This is a genomic window from Amycolatopsis sp. NPDC054798 (assembly GCF_053611505.1).
Window position 1 is genome coordinate 33787 of the sequence record NZ_JBSHAM010000034.1, and the last position, 26136, is coordinate 59922.

The 26136-nt window shown below is 72.0% G+C and carries 30 protein-coding genes; 22 read left to right on the forward strand and 8 right to left on the reverse strand.

Going from position 1 to position 26136, the window contains the following annotated elements:
* Positions 1-3: 3 nt before the first annotated feature.
* Both ACWGIC_RS21735 and ACWGIC_RS21740 read right to left on the reverse strand, forming a co-directional pair.
* Complete coding sequence (locus ACWGIC_RS21735; RefSeq protein WP_452077761.1) at positions 4-1239, reverse strand: sensor histidine kinase; 1236 nt, start codon at positions 1237-1239, stop codon at positions 4-6.
* Positions 1236-1925 carry a response regulator transcription factor gene (locus ACWGIC_RS21740; protein WP_452077762.1) on the reverse strand — a complete coding sequence of 230 codons (690 nt, stop codon included), beginning with the start codon at positions 1923-1925 and terminating at the stop codon, positions 1236-1238. Before ACWGIC_RS21740 ends, ACWGIC_RS21735 begins: the two co-directional genes overlap by 4 nt.
* Before the next feature lie 119 nt (positions 1926-2044).
* Between ACWGIC_RS21740 and ACWGIC_RS21745 the strand changes: the two genes are divergently transcribed.
* Genes ACWGIC_RS21745 through ACWGIC_RS21770 form a run of 6 tightly spaced genes read left to right on the forward strand, consistent with a single transcriptional unit; the run spans position 2045 to position 6021 of the window.
* The gene (locus tag ACWGIC_RS21745) at positions 2045-2350 is read left to right on the forward strand and encodes a hypothetical protein (RefSeq protein WP_452077763.1); all 306 of its coding nucleotides are present in this window, start codon (positions 2045-2047) and stop codon (positions 2348-2350) included.
* Complete coding sequence (locus tag ACWGIC_RS21750) at positions 2347-3291, forward strand: FAD:protein FMN transferase (RefSeq protein WP_452077764.1); 945 nt, start codon at positions 2347-2349, stop codon at positions 3289-3291. The genes ACWGIC_RS21745 and ACWGIC_RS21750 overlap by 4 nt, the downstream gene beginning before the upstream one ends.
* Entirely contained in the window at positions 3288-3848 is a 561-nt protein-coding gene (locus ACWGIC_RS21755; RefSeq protein WP_452077765.1) for a ferric reductase-like transmembrane domain-containing protein, read from the forward strand. The genes ACWGIC_RS21750 and ACWGIC_RS21755 overlap by 4 nt, the downstream gene beginning before the upstream one ends.
* Entirely contained in the window at positions 3848-5176 is a 1329-nt protein-coding gene (locus ACWGIC_RS21760) for an NADH-ubiquinone oxidoreductase-F iron-sulfur binding region domain-containing protein (RefSeq protein ID WP_452077766.1), read from the forward strand. The genes ACWGIC_RS21755 and ACWGIC_RS21760 overlap by 1 nt, the downstream gene beginning before the upstream one ends.
* Complete coding sequence (locus ACWGIC_RS21765; protein WP_452077767.1) at positions 5173-5397, forward strand: ferredoxin; 225 nt, start codon at positions 5173-5175, stop codon at positions 5395-5397. Before ACWGIC_RS21760 ends, ACWGIC_RS21765 begins: the two co-directional genes overlap by 4 nt.
* Positions 5398-5451: 54 nt before the next feature.
* Positions 5452-6021, forward strand: coding sequence for a DUF2231 domain-containing protein (locus ACWGIC_RS21770; RefSeq protein WP_452077768.1), 570 nt, complete (start codon positions 5452-5454; stop codon positions 6019-6021).
* Positions 6022-6126: 105 nt separating this feature from the next.
* On the opposite strand, the gene ACWGIC_RS21775 is transcribed toward ACWGIC_RS21770, so the two are convergent.
* On the reverse strand, positions 6127-6753 hold the full coding sequence (locus ACWGIC_RS21775) for a hypothetical protein (protein ID WP_452077769.1): 627 nt from the start codon (positions 6751-6753) through the stop codon (positions 6127-6129).
* A gap of 318 nt (positions 6754-7071) precedes the next feature.
* Between ACWGIC_RS21775 and ACWGIC_RS21780 the strand changes: the two genes are divergently transcribed.
* The 10 genes from ACWGIC_RS21780 (at position 7072) to ACWGIC_RS21825 (ending at position 15198) form a co-directional block, all read left to right on the forward strand.
* A complete protein-coding gene (locus tag ACWGIC_RS21780; RefSeq protein ID WP_452077770.1) occupies positions 7072-7407 on the forward strand; it encodes a hypothetical protein in 336 nt (111 codons plus the stop codon).
* Positions 7408-7482: 75 nt separating this feature from the next.
* A complete protein-coding gene (gene sqr, locus ACWGIC_RS21785) occupies positions 7483-8730 on the forward strand; it encodes a type III sulfide quinone reductase, selenoprotein subtype (protein ID WP_452077771.1) in 1248 nt (415 codons plus the stop codon).
* A 15-nt stretch (positions 8731-8745) separates the two neighbouring features.
* On the forward strand, positions 8746-9063 hold the full coding sequence (locus tag ACWGIC_RS21790) for a TusE/DsrC/DsvC family sulfur relay protein (RefSeq protein ID WP_452077772.1): 318 nt from the start codon (positions 8746-8748) through the stop codon (positions 9061-9063).
* Between the two features lie 12 nt (positions 9064-9075).
* Positions 9076-9534 carry a DsrE/DsrF/DrsH-like family protein gene (locus tag ACWGIC_RS21795; RefSeq protein ID WP_452077773.1) on the forward strand — a complete coding sequence of 153 codons (459 nt, stop codon included), beginning with the start codon at positions 9076-9078 and terminating at the stop codon, positions 9532-9534.
* Positions 9535-9562: 28 nt separating this feature from the next.
* A complete protein-coding gene (locus ACWGIC_RS21800) occupies positions 9563-10456 on the forward strand; it encodes a class I fructose-bisphosphate aldolase (RefSeq protein WP_452077774.1) in 894 nt (297 codons plus the stop codon).
* An 11-nt stretch (positions 10457-10467) separates the two neighbouring features.
* Complete coding sequence (locus ACWGIC_RS21805; RefSeq protein ID WP_452077775.1) at positions 10468-11058, forward strand: 2-oxoacid:acceptor oxidoreductase family protein; 591 nt, start codon at positions 10468-10470, stop codon at positions 11056-11058.
* Positions 11042-12283 (forward strand): hypothetical protein, encoded by a 1242-nt coding sequence (locus tag ACWGIC_RS21810; protein WP_452077776.1) that lies wholly within the window; start codon positions 11042-11044, stop codon positions 12281-12283. The genes ACWGIC_RS21805 and ACWGIC_RS21810 overlap by 17 nt, the downstream gene beginning before the upstream one ends.
* A gap of 10 nt (positions 12284-12293) precedes the next feature.
* On the forward strand, positions 12294-13289 hold the full coding sequence (locus ACWGIC_RS21815) for a thiamine pyrophosphate-dependent enzyme (protein WP_452077777.1): 996 nt from the start codon (positions 12294-12296) through the stop codon (positions 13287-13289).
* Position 13290: 1 nt separating this feature from the next.
* Positions 13291-14916 (forward strand): NAD(P)-binding protein, encoded by a 1626-nt coding sequence (locus tag ACWGIC_RS21820; protein ID WP_452077778.1) that lies wholly within the window; start codon positions 13291-13293, stop codon positions 14914-14916.
* Positions 14917-14934: 18 nt separating this feature from the next.
* Positions 14935-15198, forward strand: a complete 264-nt coding sequence (locus tag ACWGIC_RS21825; RefSeq protein ID WP_452077779.1) for a dsRBD fold-containing protein — start codon at positions 14935-14937, stop codon at positions 15196-15198.
* Positions 15199-15231: 33 nt separating this feature from the next.
* Here ACWGIC_RS21825 and ACWGIC_RS21830 read toward each other — a convergent pair whose 3' ends face one another.
* The 4 genes from ACWGIC_RS21830 to ftsH form a co-directional block, all read right to left on the reverse strand.
* Positions 15232-15672, reverse strand: a complete 441-nt coding sequence (locus tag ACWGIC_RS21830; protein WP_452077780.1) for a DUF6292 family protein — start codon at positions 15670-15672, stop codon at positions 15232-15234.
* 287 nt (positions 15673-15959) lie between these two features.
* Entirely contained in the window at positions 15960-16598 is a 639-nt protein-coding gene (locus ACWGIC_RS21835; RefSeq protein WP_452077781.1) for an ANTAR domain-containing protein, read from the reverse strand.
* 50 nt (positions 16599-16648) lie between these two features.
* Positions 16649-17125 (reverse strand): hypothetical protein, encoded by a 477-nt coding sequence (locus tag ACWGIC_RS21840; protein ID WP_452077782.1) that lies wholly within the window; start codon positions 17123-17125, stop codon positions 16649-16651.
* 145 nt (positions 17126-17270) lie between these two features.
* Positions 17271-19202, reverse strand: coding sequence for an ATP-dependent zinc metalloprotease FtsH (gene ftsH / locus ACWGIC_RS21845; RefSeq protein WP_452077783.1), 1932 nt, complete (start codon positions 19200-19202; stop codon positions 17271-17273).
* A 177-nt stretch (positions 19203-19379) separates the two neighbouring features.
* Between ftsH and ACWGIC_RS21850 the strand changes: the two genes are divergently transcribed.
* Positions 19380-20375, forward strand: coding sequence for a zinc-binding alcohol dehydrogenase family protein (locus ACWGIC_RS21850; RefSeq protein WP_452077824.1), 996 nt, complete (start codon positions 19380-19382; stop codon positions 20373-20375).
* Positions 20376-20496: 121 nt separating this feature from the next.
* On the forward strand, positions 20497-22770 hold the full coding sequence (locus tag ACWGIC_RS21855) for a heavy metal translocating P-type ATPase (protein WP_452077784.1): 2274 nt from the start codon (positions 20497-20499) through the stop codon (positions 22768-22770).
* Here the strand turns inward: ACWGIC_RS21855 and ACWGIC_RS21860 are convergent.
* On the reverse strand, positions 22746-23900 hold the full coding sequence (locus ACWGIC_RS21860) for a site-2 protease family protein (RefSeq protein ID WP_452077785.1): 1155 nt from the start codon (positions 23898-23900) through the stop codon (positions 22746-22748). The two genes, ACWGIC_RS21855 and ACWGIC_RS21860, sit on opposite strands and share 25 nt — an antisense overlap.
* A 164-nt stretch (positions 23901-24064) precedes the next feature.
* On the opposite strand from ACWGIC_RS21860, the gene ACWGIC_RS21865 reads away from it, so the two are divergent.
* The 4 genes from ACWGIC_RS21865 to ACWGIC_RS21880 are packed head-to-tail and all read left to right on the forward strand — an operon-like array spanning position 24065 to position 26094.
* Complete coding sequence (locus ACWGIC_RS21865) at positions 24065-24244, forward strand: hypothetical protein (protein ID WP_452077786.1); 180 nt, start codon at positions 24065-24067, stop codon at positions 24242-24244.
* Entirely contained in the window at positions 24241-25047 is an 807-nt protein-coding gene (locus ACWGIC_RS21870) for a universal stress protein (protein WP_452077787.1), read from the forward strand. Before ACWGIC_RS21865 ends, ACWGIC_RS21870 begins: the two co-directional genes overlap by 4 nt.
* Positions 25048-25069: 22 nt before the next feature.
* On the forward strand, positions 25070-25651 hold the full coding sequence (locus tag ACWGIC_RS21875) for a flavodoxin domain-containing protein (RefSeq protein WP_452077788.1): 582 nt from the start codon (positions 25070-25072) through the stop codon (positions 25649-25651).
* 35 nt (positions 25652-25686) lie between these two features.
* Positions 25687-26094 carry an Hsp20/alpha crystallin family protein gene (locus ACWGIC_RS21880; protein ID WP_452077789.1) on the forward strand — a complete coding sequence of 136 codons (408 nt, stop codon included), beginning with the start codon at positions 25687-25689 and terminating at the stop codon, positions 26092-26094.
* Positions 26095-26136: the final 42 nt, after the last annotated feature.

The following is a 26136-nucleotide window of genomic DNA, read 5'->3' on the forward strand; positions in this document are numbered from 1 at the left end:
GGCTTATCGTTCGGGATCGGCCGCGGCCAACGGCAGGGTCAGGGTCAGCAGCGCTCCACCGCCGGGGTTGCTTCCGGCGGAGACCTGGCCGCCGTGCCGCTCGGCGATCTCGCTCACCAGGGCCAGTCCGAGGCCGTAGTGCCGCCGAGGCGAGGGCTCGGAACCGGCGCGGGTCGAGGAGAACCGCTCGAACAGGCCAGGCAGGACAGCGGGGTCGATGCCGGGTCCGTCGTCGGAAACCTCGACGACACCGGTGCTCCCGGCTTGACTGATCGCAATGGTGACTGAGGAACGGGCGTGGGCGACGGCGTTGTCGACCAACGCGGTCACCGCGCGCAGGAGGCCGCCGCGGGTGCCGCGCACGAGCAGCGTCGGCACTGTCGGCCGTGCCTCGATGACGACGGAACGTTCGGCCGCGGCCGGAATCCCGGCGGCAGCTGCGCTGGCGGCGAGTTCCACGAGGTCGATCGTCGCGGTCAGCCCGTCCGCGCGGACGTCGGCGGCCAGCAGAAGGTCTTCGAGGATGTCGGTGAGATGCCCGGCGTCCGCGACGACTCCGTCGATTTCGGCGGTCAGGCGCTCGCGGGAGTCGCCTCGCCGCAGGTGCCGCCGCAGCACCTGTGCGCGGGTGGACAGCAGGGTCAACGGGGTGCGGAGTTCGTGGCTGGCGTCGGCCACGAACCGCCGTTGCATGCCCAGCGCCGTGGCCATCGGTGCGACCGCCCGCCGTCCGAGCCACACGCCCGCGCCCACGGCCAGCACCAGGCCAAGGCCGCCGCTGACGAGCATGGCTGCGAGAAGCCGCTCGCGTTCGTCGTTGTTCGACCGCAGGTCCATCGCCGCCTGTACGGTCTGCGCGTTTCGCTGCTGCGTGTAGACCTGGTAGACCGCGCCGCCGCCGCGGACCTCGTCGGTTCGCGCCACCCCGGTTTTGGCGACGCTTGCCAGTGCCGTCCGGTCCGGCAGGACGCCCGGCGTGCCGGGCGTCGAGGTCAGGCCGTCTTGTCCTTGGATGGCGAGCCAGACCCCGGCAGGCGGATCCTCTACGTCGTCGGCCTGCGAGGCGGCTTGCCGCAGCAGCGTGGTGACATCGTTCTGCTGGCTGCGCAGCACCATGAATACCGCGAGGCCCGACAACAGCACGACGATCGCCGCGACGGACAACCCGGCCTGCAGCCCCAGCCGCCACGTCGCGCGCCGCAGCAGTCTCGCTTCGGTGGAAGCCGGAGCCCGGCTCACGGCGTGCCCAGCTGGTATCCGCGTCCGTGGACCGTCGCGACCACCGCGCGTCCGAGCTTCCGGCGCAGGTACGACACGTAGGTGTCGACCACCGCCTCGCTGTCGGCCTCGGGGAAGACCAAGCTGAGCAGATCGCGCCGGGTGAAGACGCGAGACGGCCTGCCCGCGAGAGCGGCCAGCAGCGCGCATTCCCGTTCGGACAGCCGGACCGGCTCGCCCAGGCCGGCGCCGGGACCCGGCCCCACCTGGCGAGTGTCCAGGTTCAGCCGCATCGACCCCACCGGCAGCACTCGCGCCACGTCGAGGTGCCGGCGGCGCAGCGCGCGCACCCTGGCGAGCAGTTCGTCCACATCGAACGGTTTGGGCAGATAGTCCTCGGCGCCCGCGTCCAGGCCCGCTACCCGGTCGGCGGGGTTGCCCAGCGCCGAAAGGACCAGCACCGGTGTCGTGACGCCCTTGCCGCGCAGCCGGGCGAGAACGTCGAGGCCGTCGAGGGCGGGCAGGCCTCGGTCCAGGATCACCACGTCGTACTGCCGCACGAGGCCGAGGTGCAGTCCGCGATGCCCGTCCGCGGCGGTTTCCACCTCGTAGCCCTCTTCGGAGAGGAGTTCGGTCAGGAGCGCCACCAGTTCGGCGTTGTCCTCGACCAGCAGGACCCGGCCGGAGCCGGGGTGCGCGGTGTCCATCCCGCAATCGTGCCCGCCCCGGCGGTGCGCGGCATCCGCGGCCCGGTCCGGATCCCCCAGATTTTCCCCAGGAATCCCGTCGAGACTGGCAGCACCGTCCCGGCCAGAAGGAGATCCGCGTGAATCACCGGCAACGCATCCGGACCCGCGCCCGCGGACGGCGCAGCGCCGCGGTCGCGACGTGGACCGCGGGACTGGGCGGCGCGGCGCTGGCCACGGTCTTCGGCGCGACGCTCGCCCAGCAAGCGACCGCCGACCCGGGCGAGCCGGCGCCTGCCGCTCCGCCGGTCACTTCCTCGACGTCGGTGGTCCCGCCGCCGCAGGCACCCGCCGACGCCGCCGCGCCCCCGGGCATCCGCCCGCCCGCGCAGCCGCCGGTGACCGGCCACCGGCACCATGCCGTCGCGCGTTCGGGCGGGTCGTGATTACGGCCGCCGAGCCGCTCGCGTGCACCCGGTTCCGCGCGCTCGGCACCACTGCCGAACTCGTCGTCACCGACCCTGAGCGGCTGCCTGCTGCCGCGGACCTGCTGCGGTCCGTACTTCGGGCCGTCGACGAGGCGTGCAGCCGGTTCCGCGACGACGCGGAGATCGCCGCGCTGCACCGGCACGCCGGATCCCCGGTGCGCGTCGGCCCGTTGCTCGCCGAAGCGCTGCGGGTCGCGTTGCGCGCTGCCGAGGTGACCGGCGGACTGGTCGATCCGACGGTCGGCCAGGCGGTGTGCGATCTCGGCTACGACCGGGACTTCGGCCTGGTCGCCCGGGATCTCGCCGGGCCGGTCGAGCCCGCGGGCAGGGTTCCGGGCTGGTGGCGGATCACCGCGGACTGGTCCCGGGGCGAGGTGGTCGTGCCGCGCGGTGTCCGGCTGGATCTTGGCGCCACCGCGAAAGCATGGGCGGCCGACCGCGCCAGCACCGTCGTCGCGCGCGAACTCGGCTGTGGCGTGCTGGTCGGGCTCGGCGGAGATCTCGCCGTCGCGGGACCCGCGCCGGCCAGGGGATGGCAGGTGGCGGTTGGCGACGACCACGCCGCCGGCACCGTGCGCGATCCGGTGATCGCGCTGGCGGGCGGCGGGCTGGCCACCTCCAGCACCGGGTGCCGCATCTGGCGGCGTGCCGGGCGGACTGTGCACCACATCGTCGATCCGCGCACCGGGGACATTCCGGATTCCCGCTGGCGGACCGTGACCGTGGCCGCGGCCACTTGTGCCGACGCGAACACCGCCAGCACCGCGGCCGTCGTGCTCGGCGAACAGGCACCGGTGTGGCTGGCGGAACGCGGATTGCCCGCCCGCCTGGTCGCCGTTGACGGAGATGTCGTGCGGGTCGCCGGATGGCCGGACCAGGCTGAGGAGGCGTCGGTGTGAACGGGCTGTGGTACGTGAGCCGGGCGACCGGGCTGGTCGCGCTGGTGTTGTTCACGGCGGTGGTGGTTCTCGGTGCGGTCTCCAGCGCCCGGCTCGCGTCGCCGCGGTGGCCGCGGTTCGCGATCGCCGCGCTCCACCGGAATCTGTCTCTGGTCACGCTCGCCTTCCTGGCGGTCCATGTCGCGACGGCGATCATCGACACGTACGCGGGCATCCGGTGGATCAGCGCGGTGGTCCCGTTCGTCTCGACGTATCACCCGGTGTCCCTCGGCATCGGGGCCATCGCGTTCGACCTGCTCGCGGCGGTGGTCGTGTCGAGCCTGCTGCGCCCGCGGATCAACGCCCGGATCTGGAAGGCCGTGCACTGGGCCGCCTACTTGTCGTGGCCCGCCGCTGTGGTGCACGGCTTCGAGATCGGCGGTGCCGATTCGCGGCTGGCCTGGGTCCGGGTGCTGCTCGTGGCCTGCGTGCTCGCCGCGGCGGCGGCCGTGGCGTGGCGCGCGACGGTGCGACATCCCGACACCGAGGCCCGGCGAGGAACTTGGGGAGGCTTGTGATGACCACAGCTCGCCGCACCCAGCCGCCCATCGGGCAGCCGCCGCCGGACCCCGCCCGCCCGCGCCGCCTCCTCGCGGGTTGGCTGGACTCGCGGCGGCCCGCCGGACTGGCCGAGCACAGTGCTCGATACGGCCCGCTGCCGGTCGAGCACTACACCGGACGGAACGGCCGAACGCGGCTCCTGGACACAGCGGACGCGTCCGGCCTGCGCGGGCGCGGCGGAGCGGGTTTTCCCACCGGCCGCAAACTGCGCGCCGTCTGCCGTGGCCGCCGCCCCGTCGTCGTGGCCAACGGATGCGAGGGAGAGCCGGCCAGCGGCAAGGACCGCGCATTGCTCTTCGTCGCGCCGCACCTCGTCATCGACGGGGCGGTGCTGGCCGCGACGGCGACCGACGCGACGGAGATCATCCTGTGCGTGCACCGCGACGATCCGATCGCAGCTGGGGTTGCCAAGGCGCTGGCCGAGCGGGCCGGCGGAGACATCCCGCTGCGGTTGGCGCGGGTGCCCGGCCGGTACGTGGCTAGCGAGGAATCCGCCCTCGTCAACTTCCTGGAGACCGGCGACGCACGGCCGACCGCGAAACCGCCCCGCCCGTTCGAACGCGGCGTGCGCGGACGTCCGACCCTGGTCGACAACGTCGAAACTCTCGCCCATCTCGCGCTGATCGCCCGCTACGGTTCGGAATGGTTCCGCGGATGCGGCACCTGGGATTCGCCTGGCACCGCGTTGACCACCGTCGGCGGAGGCGTCGCCCGGCCGGGGGTGTACGAAACCGCGCTCGGCACTCCGGTCGCCGAGGTTCTCGGGCAAGCAGGCGGACCGGCCGGAACACCCCAGGCGATCCTGTTCGGCGGATACGGCGGCGCCTGGCTGCCGGCGCCCGTCGCGACCCGCGCGCGACTGTCCGATGAGGACCTCCGCGCGGCGGGCGCGACACTGGGCGTCGCCACGCTGACCGTGTTGCCCGAGCGTTCCTGCGGTCTCGCCGAAACTGCCCGGGTGCTGCGCTACCTGGCGGGCGAATCGGCACGGCAGTGTGGGCCGTGCATGTTCGGCCTGCCCGCGATCGCGGACGACTTCACCGCTCTCGTGCTCGGCGGCCAGGCCGCGACCGAGACCGGAGAAAGGCTTCGTACCCGGCTCTCGGTCATTGCCGGGCGTGGAGCGTGTGCCCATCCCGACGGTGCGGTTCGGCTGGCCGCCAGCGCGATGCGCTGCTTCGCGCAGGATCTGCGCGCACACCTCGCCGGACATCCGTGCGCGTGGGCGGCGCGCGCCGTACTGCCGTTGCCGGACTGGAACAACCGAAGCGGAGACTGGACATGACCATGACCGGAAGGCGTTCCCAGCGGTTACGGGTCGACCCGATCGCCTGCCGAGCCCACGGAATCTGCGCCGAACTGCTTCCCGAACTGATCGACCTCGACGAGTGGGGCTATCCCGTGCTCGCCGAACGGCCGGTGCCGGGCTCGGTGCGGTCCGACGCACGCCAGGCCGTCGCCGCCTGCCCGGCCTTGGCGTTACGGATGACCGGCGAGCGCCGGTGACCGTTCCCCTCACGGACGGTCCGAATTGGGAAACTCCACCACATTAAGGACATCATGACGACCCTCAACGGTTTGCCTGCCCATATCCTGCTCGTGCACGCGATTGTCGTGCTGCTGCCGTTAAGCGCGCTGCTGCTGGTGCTGAGCAGCGTCTGGCCGAAAGCGCGCGGCAAGCTCGCCGGGCCGAATGCCGTACTGGCCGTGCTCGTGGTGATCATGGTTCCGATCACCACCGACGCCGGCGAGTGGCTTGAGCGCCGGGTCGCGCCGACGCCGTTGCTGCACGATCACACCGAACTGGGCGACACGGCGCTCTGGGTCGCGATCCCGGTCGCTCTGCTCGCGCTCGTGGTGTGGTGGCGCCAGCGCGAAAACACCATGGCGGACAAGGCTGACGCTGAGGTCGCGGAGGAGAACGCCGCCGGGGCGCCGGTCCCCACCGCGGCGCGGCGCAGGACTTATCTCGCGCCCGCGTCGACGAAGGTCACGACGGTGCTCGCGATCGTCGCGATCCTGGTGGCCGGCGCGGCTGTCTACGACGTCTACCGCATCGGCGATTCCGGCGCACAGGCCAGCTGGCAAGGGAAATTCAGCCAGAACGCCGCCCCGCGCCGGGATCGTTAGCGAGAACCCCGCGATCGCCGTCGATCCTGTCCGGTTCCGAGCAGGGGAGCCTGCCGCGCCGACGTCATCGGGGACACCGGCGCGGCAGGACGCCTCGCGGGCGGGCTATTTCGGGGTGTAGCACTGGATCCCGGTTCGCCAGTTGCCGTCTCGGGTGGCGGCGGCGCCGGTACCGGTGCAGAAGCGGTCGCCGGGTCCGATGCTGGCGACCGCGGAGTTCATCGCGGAGTCGATGGTGGTGCCCGCTCCCTGATAGGGCCAGATCAGGTACTGGTTGACGTCGATCTTGGGCACGTAGCACCTGATGGACATCGCGAAGCCGCCGTCGACGGTGATCGAGTTGCCGTACGCGGAGCACATCGTGGTGCCGGGTCCGCCTGATTTGCGGGCGATCTCGAGCGCGGCGGCCTGCGCGGAGTCCGAGGTGACGCCGCTGGCCGAGAAGCCCCAGTACACCATGTTCTCGGTGCTGAACGTCGGGATCTGGCAGGTCATCGTGGCCTCGTACCCGAATCCGGCCGGCGTGCCCCCGGCGGAGACACCGGTGCAGCGGGTTCCGCCGTACGTCGCCTTCGGCGCCTGGACGGCCGACACTGCTTTGTCCACGGTCGAACCGTAGTCCCGGTAGACCCAGTTCATCGTGTCCGCCGCCGAAGCGTCCGTCGCACCGGTCAGTGCCGTGGTTCCGGCTACGGCCGCTACGGCGCACCATCTCGCTGTCCGACGTACCATCGCTGTCCCCTCCCGAGCCTTGCCGCGTCGGCCACGGCAGAAATGCCAGCGACGGCTTGTCAGCGATGGGATCCGAACGGCCCACCGGAACCAGGCACTCGCGGCCAATCCTGCGCTGGCGGCCGCACGTGCGATCCGGGGCGTTCCTGGGAAAGCGCCAAGATCACGGGGGTGCTCTTCGCGTTCCGGTCCCAGTCCTCCCGGGCAGGTCTTTTCCAGGTCGCCCGGGTTTCTGTCCCGGCCCGATATCGTGTACCGAAGCGGCGCGACCGCGCGGCTGCGAGCCTGGCGGGTCCGCCGGGGAGGGGAGCACGTGTGATGACCGAGCACCCGGCAGTGTCCTCGATCGACGCGGTAGCAGCCGAACTGCAGGCCGAAGCCCGCGCGCACGCATCACGGCGGGCCGCTCGGACGCTGGTTTCCGGAACCTCTCAGCGGGCGACGCTGATCGCGCTGAGCGAGGGCGCAGAGCTGGCCGAACACGACTCGCCGCCAGCGGCCACCCTCCAGGTCGTCGCGGGAACTGTGCGGCTGCACACGCAGGGCGCGGAATGGACGCTCGAACGCGGGCAGCTCGCCGTCGTCCCGCCGGAACGCCACGGCCTGACGGCGTTCGAGGACGCGGTGGTGCTGCTGACGGTCGCCCTGCGGTAACCGGCCCTCCTTGGTCGCCTCCGCCGGTGACCGAAGACCCTAACCGGACCGGCGGGCCGCTTCGAGACTGGAGCGGTGAGCAAGCACATCGTGATTCTCGGCGGCGGAACGGGCGGCACGCTGGCCGCGAACCGGCTGCGGCGCGGGCTGGGCGAGCAGGTCCGGATCACCGTGGTGGACCAGGACAACGACCACGTGTACCAGCCGGGCCTGTTGTTCGTGCCGTTCGGCCTGGCCCAGCCGGAAGACCTCGTCCGGTCCCGGCCGCGGCAGCTGCACCGGGGGATCGAGTACCACCGCAGCGCGGTCGACCACGTCGACGCCGACGCCGCGCGGGTCCGCTTGACGGACGGCACGACGCTCTCCTACGACGCGCTCGTGATCGCGACCGGGGCCCGGCTCGTGCCCGAGGAGACCGAAGGGCTCACCGGTCCGGGCTGGCGGGAGACAGTGCACACCTTCTACGACTACGCCGGCGCGATGGCGCTCGCGTCCGCGCTCGACGACTTCACCGGCGGGCACCTCGTGGTGAACGTGGTCGACCTGCCGATCAAATGCCCGGTCGCCCCGCTGGAGTTCTGCTTTCTCGCCGACTGGTACTTCACCGAGCAGGAAATCCGCGACGAAGTGCGGATCACCTATGTCACGCCGCTCGATTCCGCGTTCACCAAGCCGGTGGCGGCGAAGACGCTCGCCGGTCTGCTTGAGGACAAGGGCATCGAGCTGGTGACCGAGTTCAACACCGGCGAGGTCGACGGCGCCGGCGGAAGGCTGGTGTCCTACGACGGCCGCGAGGTCCCGTTCGACCTCGCCGTGGTGGTGCCGATGCACAGCGGTGCGTCCTATGTGGACCGATCGCCCGGGCTGGGCGACGAGTTCGGCTTCGTTTCCGTCGACCCGCACACCCTGCAATCCACGGCTTACCCCGACATCTTCGCGCTCGGCGACGCCGCCGGGGTGCCGGCGTCGAAGGCCGGTTCGGTCACCCACTTCGAAGGCGCGGTGCTGGCGCGCAACGTCGCGCGGTACCTCGCCGGCCGTCCGCTGGACCCCGGATTCGACGGGCACACCAACTGCTTCATCGAAAGCGGCTTCCACAAGGCGATGCTCATCGACTTCAACTACGACACCGAGCCGCTTCCCGGGCACTTCCCGGCGGCGGCCGGGCTGCCGCTGCTGCGCGAGTCGCGGCTGAACCACCTCGGCAAGCTGATGTTCTCCTGGCTGTACTGGCACAGCCTGCTTCCCGGCCGGGAAATCCCCGGCATCTCCGCCGAAATGCCCCGTGCGGGCAAGGAATTCCCGGCGGCGGCGGAGCACTGACCAGAAAGGACGCCCATGCCCACCGCGACCTACGCGGGCACCGAGGTGCCTGTCAACGACGAGGGTTTCTTCACCGACCCGGAGTCCTGGACCGAACGGATGGCTCCGGAGATCGCCCGCGAATCCGGCATCGACCCGCTGACCGACGAGCACTGGAAGGTCATCGGGTTCATGCGGCGGGAGTACGCGGAGAAGGGCACCGGCCCGACCGTCCGGGCGCTCGGGCGCACTTCCGGCGTCACGATCAAAGACCTGTACCGGCTCTTCCCCAAGGGTCCGGCCAAACTCGCCGCGAAAATAGCCGGAATCCCCAAACCGCGCGGCTGCATCTGAGGAGGAACCGGCATGATCGAAAAAGTTTCCATCATCATCTCGAAAGGCTCGCTGGAAGCGATCTACCCCGGCCTGATCATGGCCAACGGGGCGCGCGCCGAAGGCATCGAAGCCGACTTGTTCTTCACCTTCTTCGGCTTGGACGCCGTGCACAAAGCCCGGCACGACCACATCAAGCTGGCGACCGTCGGCAATCCGGGCCTGCACTTGGCCACCTGGGCGGGCGGCCTGCCCGGCGTCTCGTCGGTGATGACGCAGTACCTCGAGCGGAAGATGGAAAAGCTCGACATCCCGCCCATCCCGGAATTCCTCGAAATGATCTCCGACACCGGGGCCGGGCTGTACGCGTGCAAGGCCTCGGTCGATCTGTTCGGCCTCGAAAAGGACGATCTGATCGAGCAGGTGCAGGACATCATCACGGTCGGCGAATTCTACGGAAAAGCCGCGGGCGGCCAGATCATCTTCACCTGAGCGCCCCCGACGATCAGGGAGGAAAACCATGCACTCTCGTCCCCGCCTCGGCGAACTGGGCCTCGGCACCGGCAAGAAAGCCCGGCTGCACCGGATTCTCCACGACCACGGGCTGCGCAACGGGACCGCGTTCTTCCTGCCCTACGACCAGGGGCTGGAGCACGGCCCCCGGGACTTCTTCGCCAACCCGGGAGCGGCCGACCCGCGCTACATCGTCCGGCTCGCGCTCGAAGGCGGGTTCAACGGAATCGTGCTCCAGGTCGGTCTCGCGGAGAAGTTCTACTGGGACTACGCCGGCGAGGTCCCGCTGGTGCTGAAGCTCAACGGCAAGACCGAGATCCCCTCCGACGCGGAAGCGCTGTCGCCGGTGCACGCCACCGTCGAGGACGCGGTCCGGCTCGGCGCGGACGCGGTCGGCTACACGCTGTATGTCGGGACTCCGGTTCAGGAAAAGGACTTCGAGCAGTACCGGAAGGTGCGGGCGGACGCGGAGCGGTTCGGGATGCCGCTGATCGTCTGGGCGTACCCGCGCGGCTCGGCGATCGACGCGAAGGGCGGCCGGGATTCGTTCTACGCCGTCGACTACGCCGCCCGCACCGCCGCGGAACTCGGCGCGGACGTGGTCAAGGTGAACTACCCGCATCCGGAGAAAACCGAAGGCGTTCCGACCGCCTACGCCAGGCAGTTCTCGGTGCAAGAGGCGATGGACGCGGTCGTGCGCTCGGCGGGCCGGACGCTGCTGCTGGTGTCCGGCGGCGGAAAGGCAGGCGACGAAGCGATGCTCGACAAGGCGCGTTCGGCGATGGAAGCCGGGGCGACCGGCCTGATCTTCGGACGCAACGTCTGGCAGCGCGAGCACGCCGAATCCCTGCGGTTCGTCTCCGAGCTGCGCGACATCCTCGCCAAGCACCCGACGGAGTGAGGAGGGTTCGCGTGTTCGAGGTCCGGATCCACGGCCGGGGCGGGCAGGGCGCGGTGACCGCCGCGGAACTGCTTTCGGTAGCGGCGTTCGTCGAGGGCCGACACTCCCAGGCCTTCCCGAGTTTCGGGTCGGAGCGCACCGGTGCGCCGGTCGTCGCGTACTGCCGGATCGGCGACGCGCCGATCCGTTCCCGGGAACCGGTCGTGCGGCCGGACGCGCTGGTGGTCCAGGACGCGACGCTGGCGCATCAGGTCCGGTTGTTCGAGGGCCTGCGCCCGGACGGGTACCTCCTGCTGAACTCCGCCCGCTCGCCGGCCGCGCTCGGCCTCGGCGACGTCGCCGCGCGGCTGCGTCCGGGACGGGTCGCGGTGGTCCCGGCGACCGAGATCGCGCTGGCGCGCCTCGGCCTGCCGAAGCCGAACGCGGCCCTGCTGGGCGGGTTCGCCGCGCTGACCGGCGCGGTCGGCCTCGGTTCGGTGCTCACGGCGATCCGCGGCAGGTTTGCCGGCGCGGCGGCCGAGGGCAACGTCTCCGCGGCCAAGGCCGCTTACCACGCAATCCATTCCGGACGGGAGGAGCTGCTCAGTGCGCCGCCAGATTGAAGGGTCCCGCGCGGTCGCCGAAGCGGTCGCGGCGGCCCGGCCGGAGGTCGTCTGCGCCTACCCGATCTCCCCGCAGACCCACATCGTCGAAACGCTCGCCGGGCTGGTGAAGTCCCGGCAGCTCGAACCGTGCGAGTTCGTGAACGTGGAGTCGGAGTTCGCCGCGATGTCGGTCGCGATCGGCGCGTCCGCCGCCGGGGCGCGCGCCTACACCGCGACCGCGAGCCAGGGCCTGCTGTACATGACCGAAGCCGTCTACAACGCGTCCGGGCTGGGGCTGCCGATCGTGATGACCGTGGCCAACCGGGCGATCGGCGCGCCGATCAACATCTGGAACGACCACAGCGACAGCATGGCGTTGCGCGGCTCCGGCTGGATCCAGCTGTACGCCGAAACGAACCAGGAGGCAGCCGACCTCCACGTGCAGGCGTTCCGGATCGCCGAGGAGCTTTCCACCCCGGTGATGGTGTGCATGGACGGATTCGTGCTGACCCACGCCTGGGAGGAGGTCGACGTGCCCGGGCAGGCCGAGGTCGACCGGTTCGTGCCGCCGTATGCTCCCCGGCAGTCGGTCGACCCGGACGCCCCGGCTTCGATCGGCGCGATGGTCGGCCCGGAGGCGTTCACCGAGGTGCGCTACCTCGCGCACGTCCGCCAGCTCGGCGCGCTCGACGTCGTCCCGGACATCGCGGACCGGTTCGCGGAGGCGTTCGGCCGCGCGTCGGGCGGGCTGCTCCGGCGCTATCGCACCGAGGACGCGGACATCGTGGTGGTCGCGCTCGGCTCGGTGCTGGGCACGGTGAAAGACGCGGTGGACGAGCTGCGGGTCTCGGGCGTCCGGATCGGCGCGCTCGGCCTCACCTGTTACCGGCCCTTCCCGGCCGCGGAGGTGGCGGCCGCTCTCGGGCACGCGCGGCGGGTGATCGTGCTGGAGAAGGCGTTCGAACCGGGAGCGGGCGGGATCGTTTCCGCCGACGTGCGCGCGGCGCTGCCCAAGGACGGACCGGACGTGGCGACGTTCGTGGCCGGGCTCGGCGGGCGCGCGATCACGAAGGCCTCGCTGGTCCGGGCGCTCCCGGCGGAGGGCCTGCCCGCGTTGACGTTCCTGGACCTCGACCGTTCGCTGATCGACCGGGAACTGGCGCGGCTCGCGGCGAACCGCCGTTCGGGCCCGACCGCCGAGAACATCCTGCGCGACCTCGGGGCGGTCGCCTCGCGGATCTGAGAGGGAAGCCATGGCTGTCCAGCCGATCAAGTTCTACCAAACCGGCAGCTTCGCGGTGGGCAATCGGCTGCTGCCGATCGAGGACCGCACTGTCCAGTCGGATCCGGGGCGCAGCGATTCCCTCGACTCCGGACACCGGGCTTGCCAGGGCTGCGGCGAAGCGCTCGGCGCCCGGTACGTGCTCGACGCCGCGATGGCGGCGACCGGGGGCCGGATCGTCGCGGTGAACGCGACGGGGTGCCTCGAGGTGTTTTCGACGCCGTATCCGGAGACGTCCTGGCGGATCCCGTGGCTGCACTCGCTGTTCGGCAACGCGCCCGCGGTGTCGACGGGGGTCGCGGCCGCCATGAAAGTGAAGGGCCGCCGTGACGTCCGGGTGGTCGGGCAGGGCGGCGACGGAGGCACCGTCGACATCGGCTTCGCTTGCCTGTCCGGGATGTTCGAGCGCAACGACGACGTGCTCTACGTCTGCTACGACAACGAGGCCTACATGAACACCGGCGTGCAGCGCTCCGGCGCGACGCCGCCCGCCGCGCGGACCGCGACCACCCCGGCGACCGGACCGGAACCCGGCGCGGAATTCGGCAAGGGCAAGAACGTGCCGCTGATCGCGATGGCGCACGAGATCCCGTACGTGGCCACGGCGACCGTCGCGAACCTGCGCGATCTGGAGGCGAAAGTCCGGCGGGCGATGGATTTCCGCGGCGCGCGGTACCTGCACGTGCTGGTTCCGTGCCCGCTCGGCTGGGGCAGCGCGTCGCGCGACACGATCCGGCTGGCCCGGCTGGCCGCGGAAAGCGGGCTGTTCCCGGTGTTCGAGGCCGAGGGCGGCGAGGTGACGGCGGTGGCGAAGATCCGCCGCCGGGTGCCGGTCGAGGAATACCTGCGGCCGCAGCAGCGGTACGCGCATCTGTTCGGCGACTCGCCGCGGCCTGAGGTCGTGGCGGAGATCCAGGCGATCGCCGACCGCAACGTCCGCCGTTTCGGCCTGCTCGGAGGCGAGTGAAGTGGAACCGGAGAAACCGTTCGCGATCACGCTCGACGTCGGCTCCAGCCGGGCCAACCACACCGGGGCCTGGCGAAGCGAGCGGCCGGTCTACGTCGACCTGCTGCCGCCGTGCAACCGGTCCTGCCCGTCCGGGCAGGACATCCGAGGCTGGCTCTGGCACGCCGAATCCGGCGGGTACGAGGCCGCGTGGCGCGCCATCGTGGCGGACAACCCGTTCCCGGCGGTGCTCGGCCGGATCTGCTACCGGCCGTGCGAGACCGCGTGCAACCGCGGCCAGCTGGACGAAGCGGTCGGGATCAACTCCGTCGAGCGGTTCCTCGGCGACGAAGCCATCCGGCAGGGCTGGGCCTTCGCGTCTCCGGCCGAGGAGAGCGGACGCCGGGTGCTCGTGGTCGGGGCCGGGCCCGCCGGGCTTTCGGCTGCCTTCCACCTGCGGTCCCTTGGCCACGCGGTGACTGTCCGGGACGCGGAAGCCGAACCCGGCGGGATGCTGCGCTACGGCGTTCCGCGCTACCGCCTGCCCCGGGACGTCCTGGACGCCGAGATCCGGCGCGTGCTCGACCTCGGCGTGACGTTCGAACCGCACAGCCGGGTGGCCGATGTCCGCGCAGCCAAAGAGGACGGCGGATTCGACGCGGTGTTTCTCGCGGTGGGCGCGCACGTCGGCCGTCGCGCCGACCTTCCGGCGGGGGACTCGGCGCGCATCCTCGACGCGGTGTCGCTCCTGCACGACCTCGAAGAAGGCGAGCGGCCGATGCTGGGCCGCCGGGTCGCGGTCTACGGCGGCGGCAACACCGCGCTGGACGCCGCCCGCACGGCCCGGCGGCTCGGCGCCACCGACTCGGTGGTGGTGTACCGGCGCACCCGGGACCGGATGCCGGCCCACGATTCGGAAGTCGTGGAAGCCGAGGAGGAGGGCGTGGTGCTGCGGTGGCTGTCGACCATCGCGCACGTCGACCGCGGCGGCGTCACCGTCGAGCGGATGGAACTGGACGACACCGGTTTCCCGCAGCCGACCGGGGAGTTCGAGGAGCTGGCGGCGGACACCGTCGTGCTGGCGCTCGGCCAGGAATCCGATCTGTCCCTTGTGGACGGCGTGCCGGGAATCGAACGCGCGGACGGCGCCGTCCGGGTCGGGCGGGACCAGGAAACCGGCTGCCCCGGCGTGTTCGCCGGCGGCGACATGGCACCGGCCGAACACACCGCGACCGCGGCGATCGGCCAGGGAGCCCGGGCGGCCCGGGCGATCGACGCGTGGCTGCGCGGCACCGTTCCCGCCGCCCCCGCGCCTCGCCGCGACGCCGATTTCGACGTGCTCAACACCTGGTATTACAGCGACGCGGAAGCGAGCGTGCGGCCCCGCCTGGAAGCGGCCCGGAGGACTTCGACCTTCGACGAGGTGACCGGCGGGCTCGACCCGGCCACGGCGCTGTACGAGGCCCGCCGCTGCCTGTCTTGCGGCAGTTGTTTCCAGTGCGACAATTGCTTCGGCGTCTGCCCGGACAACGCGGTGTTAAAACTCGACCCCGGTTACGAAATCGATCTGGACTTCTGCAAGGGGTGCGGGATGTGCGCGCAGGAATGCCCGTGCGGTGCGATCGAAATGGTGCCCGAAGAAACGTGAACGGCAACGGAGGAAATCATGCATGCCAGACAGTGGCGAGTGGACGTTTTCCTGAGCGAGGACGAGAACCGCACGCACGCCGTCGCGCGGTTGCGCACCGCGGCTGGGGAACTCAGCGCTGACGGCACCGCGCGGCGGAACCCGGCTGACCAGGGCGTCCCCGAGATCGGTGACGAACTGGCCGCGGCACGGGCGCTCAGCGCGCTCGCGCACCGGCTGCTCGAGACGGCGACGGACGACATCGAGGGCGTCACCCACCGCCCGGCGCGGCTGGACGGCTGACGCGGTGATCCCCGCCGCAGAAGGAAACTCCGGTCACCGGCCGGACAGCGCCTGCGGGGTCCAGTAGCCGAACAACCGGGTGATCAGTTCGGTCCGTTCGCGGCTCAGGTCCGGCGGCGCGGGCGGGGTGGTGCGTTCGGTCCTGGAGCGGACTGAGCGGACGAAGTCGCGGACCCGGGAAGGGGACGGCACCAGCTCGCCGCCGAGGCAATCCACGACGATGAGGTCTTCGCCGGAGTGGGTTTCGATGGTCAGGGACCAGCCGTGGCGCTCGTCCCACACCAGCGCGGTGTCGCGGCCGGGGTGCGCGGCGAGCTGGCCGTCGAGCGCGACATAGGCCGAAACCGGCGCGTCGAGATCCATGGTGCAGGATTCCGGGCCGACGCCCGCGGCGGCGCTTACCGCGTCGAGATAAGCGCTCATTCCGCAGAGCAGGCGGTATTCGTGGTCGGTGGTCGTCGGCTGGACTGTCATCAGCTCTCAATCTGTCGTCGCCTGCTGCGGCGGGCGTGGACGGGACAGGCTGGCGGCGGCCGGACCCCGGCTGCGGTTCCCGGCCGCCTAGTCCAGGCTCTGCTCCGGACAGCGCAGCGGAAAGGGCCGAAAGTCCCCGGCCTAGGGCTTTGTGGACGGACCGGCCTCGGCGGATCTCCGCGTGGCAGCCGTTTTCCCCGGTATTCGCCGACGGATTGCCCGCACGCTTCGCGAAGCGTTTCCCGGAATTGCGCGCCGGGCGGGACTTCGTCGGCCGGCGTGGAAATTCACCGGGCGGGATCGAGCAGGATCTGTGCCGGGGGCAGCAGGGCGCGGGCGACCGCTTCCGCCACCGCCCCGATCCGGAGATTGTTGCGGCGGCTGTAGGCACGCAGCCGTTCGAAAGCTGTTTCGACGGGGATGGCACCGGCGTTGGCGAGCACGCCTTTGGCCTGTTCGATGACAATCCGGCTGTCGAGGGCTTGCTGCAGCTGCCGGGTGAGAGCGTCGCCGCGGCGGATGGCTCGTTCCTGCAGCATCCCGATGGCGGCGACGTCCGTGAGCGCGCGGACGGAGTGGAGCTGGGGTTCGGACAGCGGCTCCGGGCTGAGCAGGACGAGCGTGCCGAGCGTTTCGCGGCGCAGGCGCAACGGAAACGTGTGCACGCAGTGGTCTCCCGCGGGATCGCCGGTGCCGAGCGCCTTGAGCAGGGCGGCGGCGTCGCCCGACGCGGCGACGAGGGGAAGTTCGTTGTGGCTCTCGGCGAGCAGAAGACCGGCCGCGGTCGCGCCGAGCAGCGTGACGCAATGCCCGGTGAGCCGATCGAGGAGCCCGGCCGGGGTGTAGTCGTCGGCGAGGGTGTCGGCGAGGTCGACACAGGCGCGGAGGAGGTCTGATTCCGGGGCGGGCGCGTGCCGTTCGTTCATCGTCGGCCTCCGTCGGAAGTGGACTGAAACGGGACTGCCGGACCGCGGTGTCACGCACACAGATCGCGGTCGGACCAGCGGTCGACGGCCGCGGCGATGCTCGCGCGGCACGCCCGGGTCAGCTGGCGGGTGGCCCGGTTCTCCGGGGTCTGCCCGCAGCGCGGGCAGGAGAACCGCACGTCGCCGGCGAGTTCGTCGACGGCCGTGTCGAGCGGGCGGCCGCACGGACGGCACCAGCGGTGGCCGCTGACCGGCACCGCGTGGTGCGGGGAGGAGACGCAGTGGTGGAGCCAGCGTCGATGCGTCCGGCAGGTGATCCGGTCGAACGGGTCGAGGTCGGTCTCCTCCCGGGCGTCCTCCTCGGTCAGCGCGAGCGCGAGGCGGAGGTCGGCGAGATCGGCGTACCGGGCGTCGATTCGGCCGCCGTGCCGCAACGCGAGCCGGTCGTGGCGGTTGCGGCGGGGTCCGGCCGGCGCCGCCGTCGCGGGCGCGGTCCGGTGGTCGGGAGAGCTGCCTTCGATGCTCATGGTGGCCTCGCTTTCGTTGCGTTTCAGCTTTCGCTTCGCCGCACCGGGAAACGAGGGCCGCACAGCCCGATCCCGAATGCCCGCAGTCCCGCGGTACACGCCGGTTTTCCGTGCCAGCCGGGGACTTTCGGCACCGGATCGGCACTTACTGCGCCACTGCGTTCCGCGCTCTGGCCGCCGCGCTTCCGTCACCAGCAGCTGCCAAAGCCGCCTGGACGGCCGCGCCGTCCACGGTCTCTTCTTCGCGCAGCCGCTCGGCGAGCCGGTCGAGCGCGTCGCGGTGTTGTTCGAGCAGGGCTACGGCCCGAGCCTCGGCCTCGCGCACGAGGCGAGCGATTTCCTGGTCGACCACGCGTTGCGTTTGCTCGGAGTACGGCCGGCCGAGCAGTTCCGGGCCGTCGTCGCCTACCGCAGGGGCACCGCCGCGGCTGTAGCCGATCGGGCCGAGCGCGGGAGAGAGACCGAACTCAGTGACCATTTTCGCGGCGATCGCGGTGGCGCTCGCGAGATCATTGGCCGCGCCGGTCGACGCTTCGCCCAGCGCGACCAGTTCGGCCGCCCGGCCGCCGAGGCGCACCGCGAGCAGATCGGCGAGGTAGCTCTCGGAGTAGAGCCGCCGTTCGGCTTCCGGCAATTGTTCGGTGACGCCGAGCGCCATGCCCGCGGGCAGGATCGTCACCTTCGCCACCGGGTCGGCGTGTTCGCACAGCGCCGCGACGAGAGCGTGCCCGGCCTCGTGCACAGCGACGGACCGGCGCTCCTCGGGCAGCAGCGCGTTCGATGCGTCGCGGCGGCCGAGCAGGACGCGGTCCCGTGCCGCGGCGAGGTCGGCCGCGGTCAGCACGGTCCGGTCGTCCCGCACGGCGTTGATCGCCGCCTCGTTGACCAGGTTGGCCAGATCGGCTCCGGAGAAACCGGGCGTACCGCGGGCGACCACGGTCAGGTCCGCGTCCGGGTCGACGTGCTTCCCGTCGAGGTGGACCGCGAGGATCGCCGCCCGCTCGGCCTGGTTCGGCAGCGGGACGGTGACCTGCCGGTCGAACCGGCCGGGCCGCAGCAGCGCCGGGTCGAGGGTTTCCGGCCGGTTGGTGGCGGCGAGGACGACGGTGCCGCCGCTCTGGTCGAAACCGTCCATTTCGGCCAGCAGCTGGTTCAGCGTCTGCTCGCGTTCCTCGTGCCCGCCGGTGCCGCCGATGCCCCGGCGGCTGCCCACGGCGTCGATTTCGTCGATGAAGATGATCGACGGCGCGCGGTCGCGGGCCTCGGAGAACAGGTCGCGCACCCGGGAAGCCCCGACGCCGACGAACATCTCCACGAACGCCGAACCGGTGATCGACAGGAACGGCACGCTCGCCTCGCCGGCCACGGCGCGGGCCAGGAGGGTTTTGCCGGTGCCGGGCGGTCCGACCATCAGCACGCCGCGCGGCCCCTTGGCCCCGGCGGCGGCGTAGCGCGAGGGATCGCGCAGGAAGTCGACCACTTCGGCGATCTCCTGTTTGACCCCCTCGTACCCGGCGACGTCGGCGAACCTCGTGTCCGGTCGCTGCGCTTCGATGATCGTGGCCTTCGACCGGCCGAACCCGCCGATGCCGCCGAGCCCGCCCGGCCCGCCGCCGGCGAGGGTGCGCTGCGCTCGCCGGCCCGCCCACCAGAGCAGGCCGAAGACCAGCAGGATCGGCAGATACGCCAGCAGCGGCGTGACGATCGAATCCCCGCTGCTGGTCTTCGCGCCGGTGACGGCGACGTTCTTCTCGCGCAGTGTGGCGTCGAGCCGCGGATCTCCGAGCGCGGTGGGCAGCTGGCTGGTGAACTTGCCGCCGTCGCGAAAGTTCCCGGAGACCGCGCCGTCGCCGCCGATCGTGACCGCGGCGACCTGATTGGCGTCTACTTTGGACAGCAGCTCGGTGTAGGCGAGCGACGGGACCGACGAGGTCCACAGCGAGGGGCCGGCGATGAGCACCACGGTGACGAGGACGGCGGCAGTGAGCAGGAACCCGATGAGGCCGCCGTTGTGGTGCTCTTCGGGTTTGCGCGCGGGCGGGTCCGGGGGAGGCCCGGGACGGGCGGTGCGGGACATCCGGGCCTACGCCGGACACAGGGGTGCGGTCATGGCACGACTCTGCGGAACAGCGGCGACGGGGAGAAGAGCCGAACGTCCCCGGCCAGCAGGACCTGCGGACGTCGCCGCGGGTCCGCCCCGCCGACATCCTGGACGGGAGCACTGCGGACGAGAGGAGCCGCGATGACCGCGGAAATGCGAGCCTGGCGGGTGCGCGCGCCCGGGCCGATGGCCGGCGGGCCGCTGGTCCGGGAACGGATGCCGGTCCCGGAGCCGGGAGACGGGGAACTGCTCGTGCGGGTGCGCGTGTGCGGGGTGTGCCGCACCGATCTGCACGTGGCGGAAGGCGATCTGCCGGTGCACCGCCCCGGAGTGGTGCCCGGTCACGAGATCGTGGGCGAGGTGGTCGCGCCGGGGGCGGGCGGATTCGCGGCCGGGGACCGGGTCGGGATCGCCTGGCTGCGCGGCACCTGCGGCACCTGCCGTTATTGCCGGTCGGACAAAGAGAACTTGTGCCCGGAGTCGAAGTACACCGGATGGGACGTGGACGGCGGCTACGCGGAATACGCGGTCGTCCCGGCGGCGTTCGCGCACCGGCTGCCCGCCGGCTACGCCGACGAGGAACTGGCGCCCTTGCTGTGCGCGGGCGTGATCGGCTATCGGGCGTTGCAGCGCGCGGAGGTCCCGGACGGCGGGCGGCTCGGCATTTACGGTTTCGGCGGCAGCGCGCACCTCGCCGCGCAAGTCGCGCTCGCGCGGGGGGCGACGGTGCACGTGCTGACCCGCAGTCCCGAAGCGCGGAAGCTGGCGCTCGAACTCGGTGCCGCCTCGGCGGGCGATGCTGCCGACGCCCCGCCGGAACCGCTGGACTCGGCGATCCTCTTCGCCCCGGTCGGGGAACTGGTGCCGGTCGCGCTGGCGGCGCTGGACCGCGGCGGCACGCTCTCGATCGCCGGGATCCACCTTTCGGACATCCCGGTGCTCGAGTATCAGCGGCATCTGTTCCAGGAGCGGCAAGTGCGCAGCGTCACCGCGAACACCAGGGCGGACGCGCGGGAGTTCCTGGAGTTCGCGGGGACGCATCGGCTGCACGTCCAGACGATGGCCTACCCGCTGTCCGCCGCGGCGGAGGCGTTGACGGATCTGGCGGCGGACCGGGTCACCGGAGCCGCCGTCCTGCTCGCGGACTGAGTTCGTCCACTGTGGACTGGGCCGGGCCGGAATCCTCTGCGGCGCGGACGATCCGGAGCCGGGGTCCTTCGGCCTTTTTCCGGGCGGGGATCTCCGGCGCATCGTGCGGTCGGGAGGCGTCATGACACGTCAAGGGAAACGGCTGCCGGGCGAAGCGCTGTTGCTCGTCGCGGTGGCCGCGTTGCTGGCAGCCGGAGGAATCCTCTGGTGGTGGGGGAAACCCGGTTCCGGCGGCTGCTGGGCGGCGGCGACCGCGGTGGCGCTGGCACCCGCCGCCTGGTGGGTGGTCGCGGATCTGCGGCACCGGCGCTGGGGCGCGGATTCGCTGGCGGTGCTGGCGCTCGCCTCGACGCTCGCGGTCGGCGAATTTCTCGCGGGCGCGGTCGTCGCGGTGATGGTCGCGACCGGACGGGTGCTCGAAGCGAGGGCACAGCGCCGCGCCGCGCGGGACCTCACCGCGTTGCTGGACCGGGTGCCGCAGACAGCGCACGTGCGAGAAGGAGACGACCTGCGCGAGGTTCCGGCGGCTGAAGTCGCCGCCGGGAACACGGTGGTCGTCCTGCCCGGCGAGGTCGTGCCGGTGGACGGAACGCTCGCCACCGGCGGGGCGTTCGACGAGTCGGCCCTCACCGGCGAACCGCTCCCGGTCGCCCGCCCCGCCGGGGACGTCGTCCGCAGCGGAGTGGTGAACGCCGGGGCCGCGGCGGAGATCACGGCGGCGGCGAGCGCGGACGAGAGCACGTACGCCGGGGTGGTCCGGCTGGCCGAGTCGGCGGCGGCGCAGACGGCGCCGGTCGCGCGCCTGGCAGATCGGGCAGCTGTGTGGTTCTTGCCCGCGGCATTGCTGATGGCCGGTGCGGCGTGGCTGCTGAGCGGCGAAGCCGAGCGGGCAGTCGCGGTTCTGGTGACGGCGACTCCCTGCCCGCTGCTGCTGGCGGTGCCGATCGCGGTGACCGCGGGGATGTCGCGCACGGCGAGGGCCGGGGTCGTGGTCAAGGACGGTGCGGCGCTGGAATCGCTCGGCCGGGCACGGGTGCTGCTCATGGACAAGACCGGCACGATCACTGCCGGGCGGCCCGAGGTGACCGACGTCGTGTGCGCTCCGGGGCGAACCGTCGAGGAGGTGCTCCGGCTGGCCGCGAGCGTCGAGTACTACTCGCCGCACGTGCTGGCCGCGGCTGTGGTCCGGGCGGCGGAATCGGCTGGGATCGAACGAGTTCCCGCCGTCGAGGTCGGCGAGACGCCCGGTTCCGGGGTCGCCGGGCAGGTCGAAGGACACGCGGTCCGGGTAGGCAGGCTCGCCGCCGACCGGGATATCCCGGCGTGGGCGCGCGGAGCGGCGCGCCGGGGAAGGCTCGACCTGGCGACCGTGCTCTGGGTCGAGTGCGACGGCGAACCGGTCGCGGCGCTATTGGCGAAGGACCGGATCCGCGCCGACGCGGCCCGCACGATGCGCCGGCTGCGCGCCGCCGGGATCACCGCGATCCGGCTGCTCACCGGCGACCGGGTGGACAACGCGCGCGAGGTGGCGGCCCTGCTCGGGCTCGACCACGTCCAGGCGGAGGTCACCCCGGCGGAGAAGCTTGCGGCCGTCTCCGCGGCGCGCGCGGAAGGCCTCGTCGTGATGACCGGCGACGGGGTGAACGACGCTCCGGCGCTCGCAGCCGCCGACGTCGGGGTCGCGCTCGGCTCCCGCGGCGCCACGGCGGCGGCACAGGCCGCCGACGCGGTGATCCTCGACGACCGGCTCGACCGGCTCGCCGACGCGGCGGAAATCGCCCGGCGGTCGCGGCGGCTGGCGGTGCAGAGCGCCGCGGCCGGGATGGTTCTGTCGCTGGCGGCGATGGCCGCCGCGGCAGCGGGTCTGCTGACCCCGGTCTGGGGCGCGATCGTGCAGGAGGGCATCGACGTCGCGGTGATCCTGAACGCCTTGCGCGCACTGCGGGTCCCGGCGGTCGCGGATCCCGCGCCCGCGCGGCTGGTGCACCGCTTCGAAGCCGAGCACGAACTGCTCCGGCCGGCGCTGCTGGCGATCCGGCAGGCCGCCGACGCGCTGGCCGACGGTCCGGTCCCGGAGGCAGACCGCGCCGTCCGCCGCGCATGCGACGTGCTGCTGCGGCAAGTGCTGCCGCACGAGACAGCGGAGGAGACCGAGCTGTACCCGGCGCTCGCCGGGGTGCTGGGCGGCCCGGAGAGCACAGTGCCGATGAGCCGCGCGCATGCCGAGATCGCCCGGCTGGCGCGGCGGCTCGAGCGGCATCTCGAGGAGTCGCCGTCGGGGATCCAGGCCGATCAGGTCGACGATCTGCGCGCGACGCTGTACGGGCTGGACGCGGTGTTGACCCTGCATTTCGCACAGGAAGAGGAAGCTTATTTCACGCTGCCGGCGTCGTGACCGGAGCGCACGCCGAGTCCGGCGAGTTCGAGGGCCCGCGCGAGATCGCCCGGTGCCGCGACCCCGACGAGCACGCCTTGGTCGACGACGAGCAGCAGGTCCTGCCCGGGGCGAAGCCGGGCGCCGCTGAGCACTTCGGAGAGCGGAGTGTCCGGGCCGGCGATCAGGCAGGCGGGCGGCTTCGCGCAGATGTCTTCCAGCCGAGCGGCGGTCCGCTCGGTTTCCGGCACCCGGGCCAGCGCGGAAAGGCTGACGACACCGACCGGGGCTCCGGTGAAGGACACCACGGGGAAGGTGCGGAAGCGCGTGTCCGCGGCTTGGTCGAGGAAGCCTTGCACGGTGTACCAGCCGGGCGCGGTGACCGGTTCGGTGCTCATGACGTCGCGAAGCCGGAGCCGCGAAAGGAGCTCGCGCAGCGGGGCCGCGGACATTTCGGTGCGCGCCGCGACGGCGAGGAACCAGCTGATGGCGATCATCCAGAGACCGCCGAGGTTGCCCAGCGCCAGAATTTCCCAGGCGCCGAAGGCGGCGACCGCGCTGGCGAGCACCTGGCCGCCGGCAGCGGCGATTCGCCGGGCGCGAGTCCGGTTCCCGGTCAGCCGCCACGCGACAGCTTCGAGAATGCGCCCGCCGTCCAGCGGCGTTCCCGGCAGCAGATTGAAGACCGCGAGCACGCCGTTCGCCCAGCCGAGCCAGGTGAGCGCCACGGTGACCACGGCGGGCAGGACGGAAGAGGCAAGCGCGGCCGCCCCAAGGAATCCGCCGCCCACGACGGCGCTCGCCGCGGGCCCGGCAGCGGCGATCAGCAGCGCGGCACGCGGGGTCGGCGGTTCCTCCGGCAACTCGGCGGCACCGCCGAACAGCCACAGGGTGATGCGCTCGGCCCGGAGCCGGTAATGCCGCGCGACGAGCGCGTGGCACAGCTCGTGCGCGAGCAGCGAGGCCAGGAAAACCAGTGCGCTCGCGATCGCGACCGCCCAGTTGACCGCCGCCGGGGAACCTCGGGCGCCAAGCGGCAGCACAGCCGTCGCGAGGAGATCGGCCAGCAGGCCCATCACGATCAGTACGGACCAGTGCGCGCCGACGCGGATCCCGGCGACGCGGCCGAGCGGGAAAGTCGCGGGTGTCATGGCCCGAATCTCCCGCTGGACAGGCGCGGGCGGGAGGGCCGCAGCGCCTCTCGGGGCGGGACCAAAGACTCCGGCGGTGCGGACGTCCGCCCGCAGCGATCGGGGGTCGCGCGGTCTTAGCGTCGGCTTCGGAACGAGCCGGTCCCTGCCCGAGGAGAGGCGCGATGGACGAGAAGGACAAGATCCTCATCGAGGAGGACGCCCGGCGCAGCGTCGCCGAGCGCGGCCAGCACGGCAAGCACGGCCCGGCGATGCGCCGGTATCTCCTCGCCGAGGAATATCGGGAAAGCAAGGAGAACGAACTCGACGACGTCCCGGAGACGGCGCCGGAACCGCCGCGATGATCCCGCCGGTCGTCGCCGGGATCGACGGCTCCGCGGAGTCGCTGGCCGCCGTCCGGTGGGCGGCGGCACAAGCCTGGCGGAGCGGCCGCGGGCTCGTGGTGTTCCGCGCCGAACTGTTCGACGACCCGGACCTGCTGCCGCATCGGAAACCGCCCGCCGAGGCGGAATTGCTGCTTGAACCCGGGTACCGCCTGCTCCGCCGGGCGGCGGACGAGGCACGCGGCGCGGCGCCCGGAGTCCGGGTGCGGATGTGCCTCCGGCTCGGGCACGCGTCCGGGCTTCTCGTCGCACAGTCGGCCCAGGCCGGATTGATCGTCCTCGGCTCGTCCGGAGCGGGCGGCGTGCGAGGTGCGGTCACCGGTTCGGTGGCGCTCCGGGTGGCGGCGTCCGCCCATTGCCCGGTAGCGGTCGTGCGCGGCCGCGCGGAACCGGAAGGGCCGGTGGTGGTCGGGGTCGACGATTCCGGCGGCAGCGAGCGCGCGCTGGCTTTCGCCTTCGAAACGGCCGAAGCGCACGGGGCGGCGGTGGAGGCGGTGCACGCGTGGCACGACGGGAGTCCGTACCGGCAAAGCGGCGTCCGGGAGCAGGTCGCCGCGTGGTCCCGGAAACACCCGGCGGTGCCGGTGCGGGTCCAGGCGGTCCGGGCCCGGTCGGCGGCCCGTGCGCTCGCGGGGATTTCCCCCGGTGCGCGACTGGTCGTCGTGGGCAGCCGCGGCCGGGGGCCGGTCGTCGGCGGACTGCTCGGCTCGACCGGCAATTGGCTGCTGGCGCACGCGACCTGTCCGGTCGCGGTGGCCCGCTGAACCCGAAGAAAGGCGAAGTGTCATGAGAATCGTTGTCGCCGTAGCGACCCGGCACGGATCGACGCGGGAGATCGCAGAGCAGATCGCCGCTTCGCTGCGCGGAGAGCTGGCCGAGGCGGGCACGGCCGCGGAGGTCGTGGTGGCCGACGCGGGCAGCGTGACGTCGTTCGCCGGCTGCGACGCGGCGGTGCTCGGCAGCGCTGTCTACATCGGACACTGGCTTGAGCCGGCCCGTGAACTGGTGCGCGTGCATCAGGACGAGCTGGCCCGGATCCCCGTGTGGGTCTTCTCCAGCGGTCCGGTGGGAGAGCGGACGAAACCCGGCGAAGAAGCGGTGGACGTCACCGATGTGCTGGCCCGCAGCGGAGCGAGGGAGCACCGGCTGTTCGGCGGCCGGATCGACCGGTCCCTGTTGCGGTTCCCGGAGCGCGCGATGGTCGCCGCGCTGCGGGTGCGCGACGGCGACAACCGGGACTGGCCGATGATCCGCGCGTGGGGCCGGGCCATCGCCCGCGAGCTGAGCGCGGGAACGGCCGGTGACCTTCGTCCATCGTCTTCAGGCAATCCGGCCGCGTCGCCGCGGCGGGCGCCTGGAGTTGCATGAATGTGCGACACCGTTCGCGAAGAGAGGAGTGCGCAATGACGTCACTGTTGCCCGGTTCCCGGATGGCGCTGCCGAGCATCGCCGCCTGGCTCGACCACCCGTGGCCGTTCGCCGAGCACAACCCGGTGCGGATCGAGGAGTCCACTGAGGACGGCAAGTACACGGTGCGGGCCGAGCTGCCGGGGTTCGACCCCGACAAGCACATCTCGGTGACGACGCACGACGGGCTGCTGACCATCGAGGCGGAGCGCGAAGCGAAGAAGGACGCCGACGGCCGCAGCGAGTTCTACTACGGCAAGTTCAGCCGCACGGTGGGCCTGCCCGCCGGAGCCGAGGCCGCCAAGATCGCTGCGAAGTACGCCGACGGCATCCTCGAGATTTCGATGCCGCTGGCCCGGCAACCGCACGAGAAGCAGGTCTCGATCCACGTCGACAAGGCATGACGGCCGCCGGCGGTGGGCACGGTCGCGGCCGTGCCCACCGCC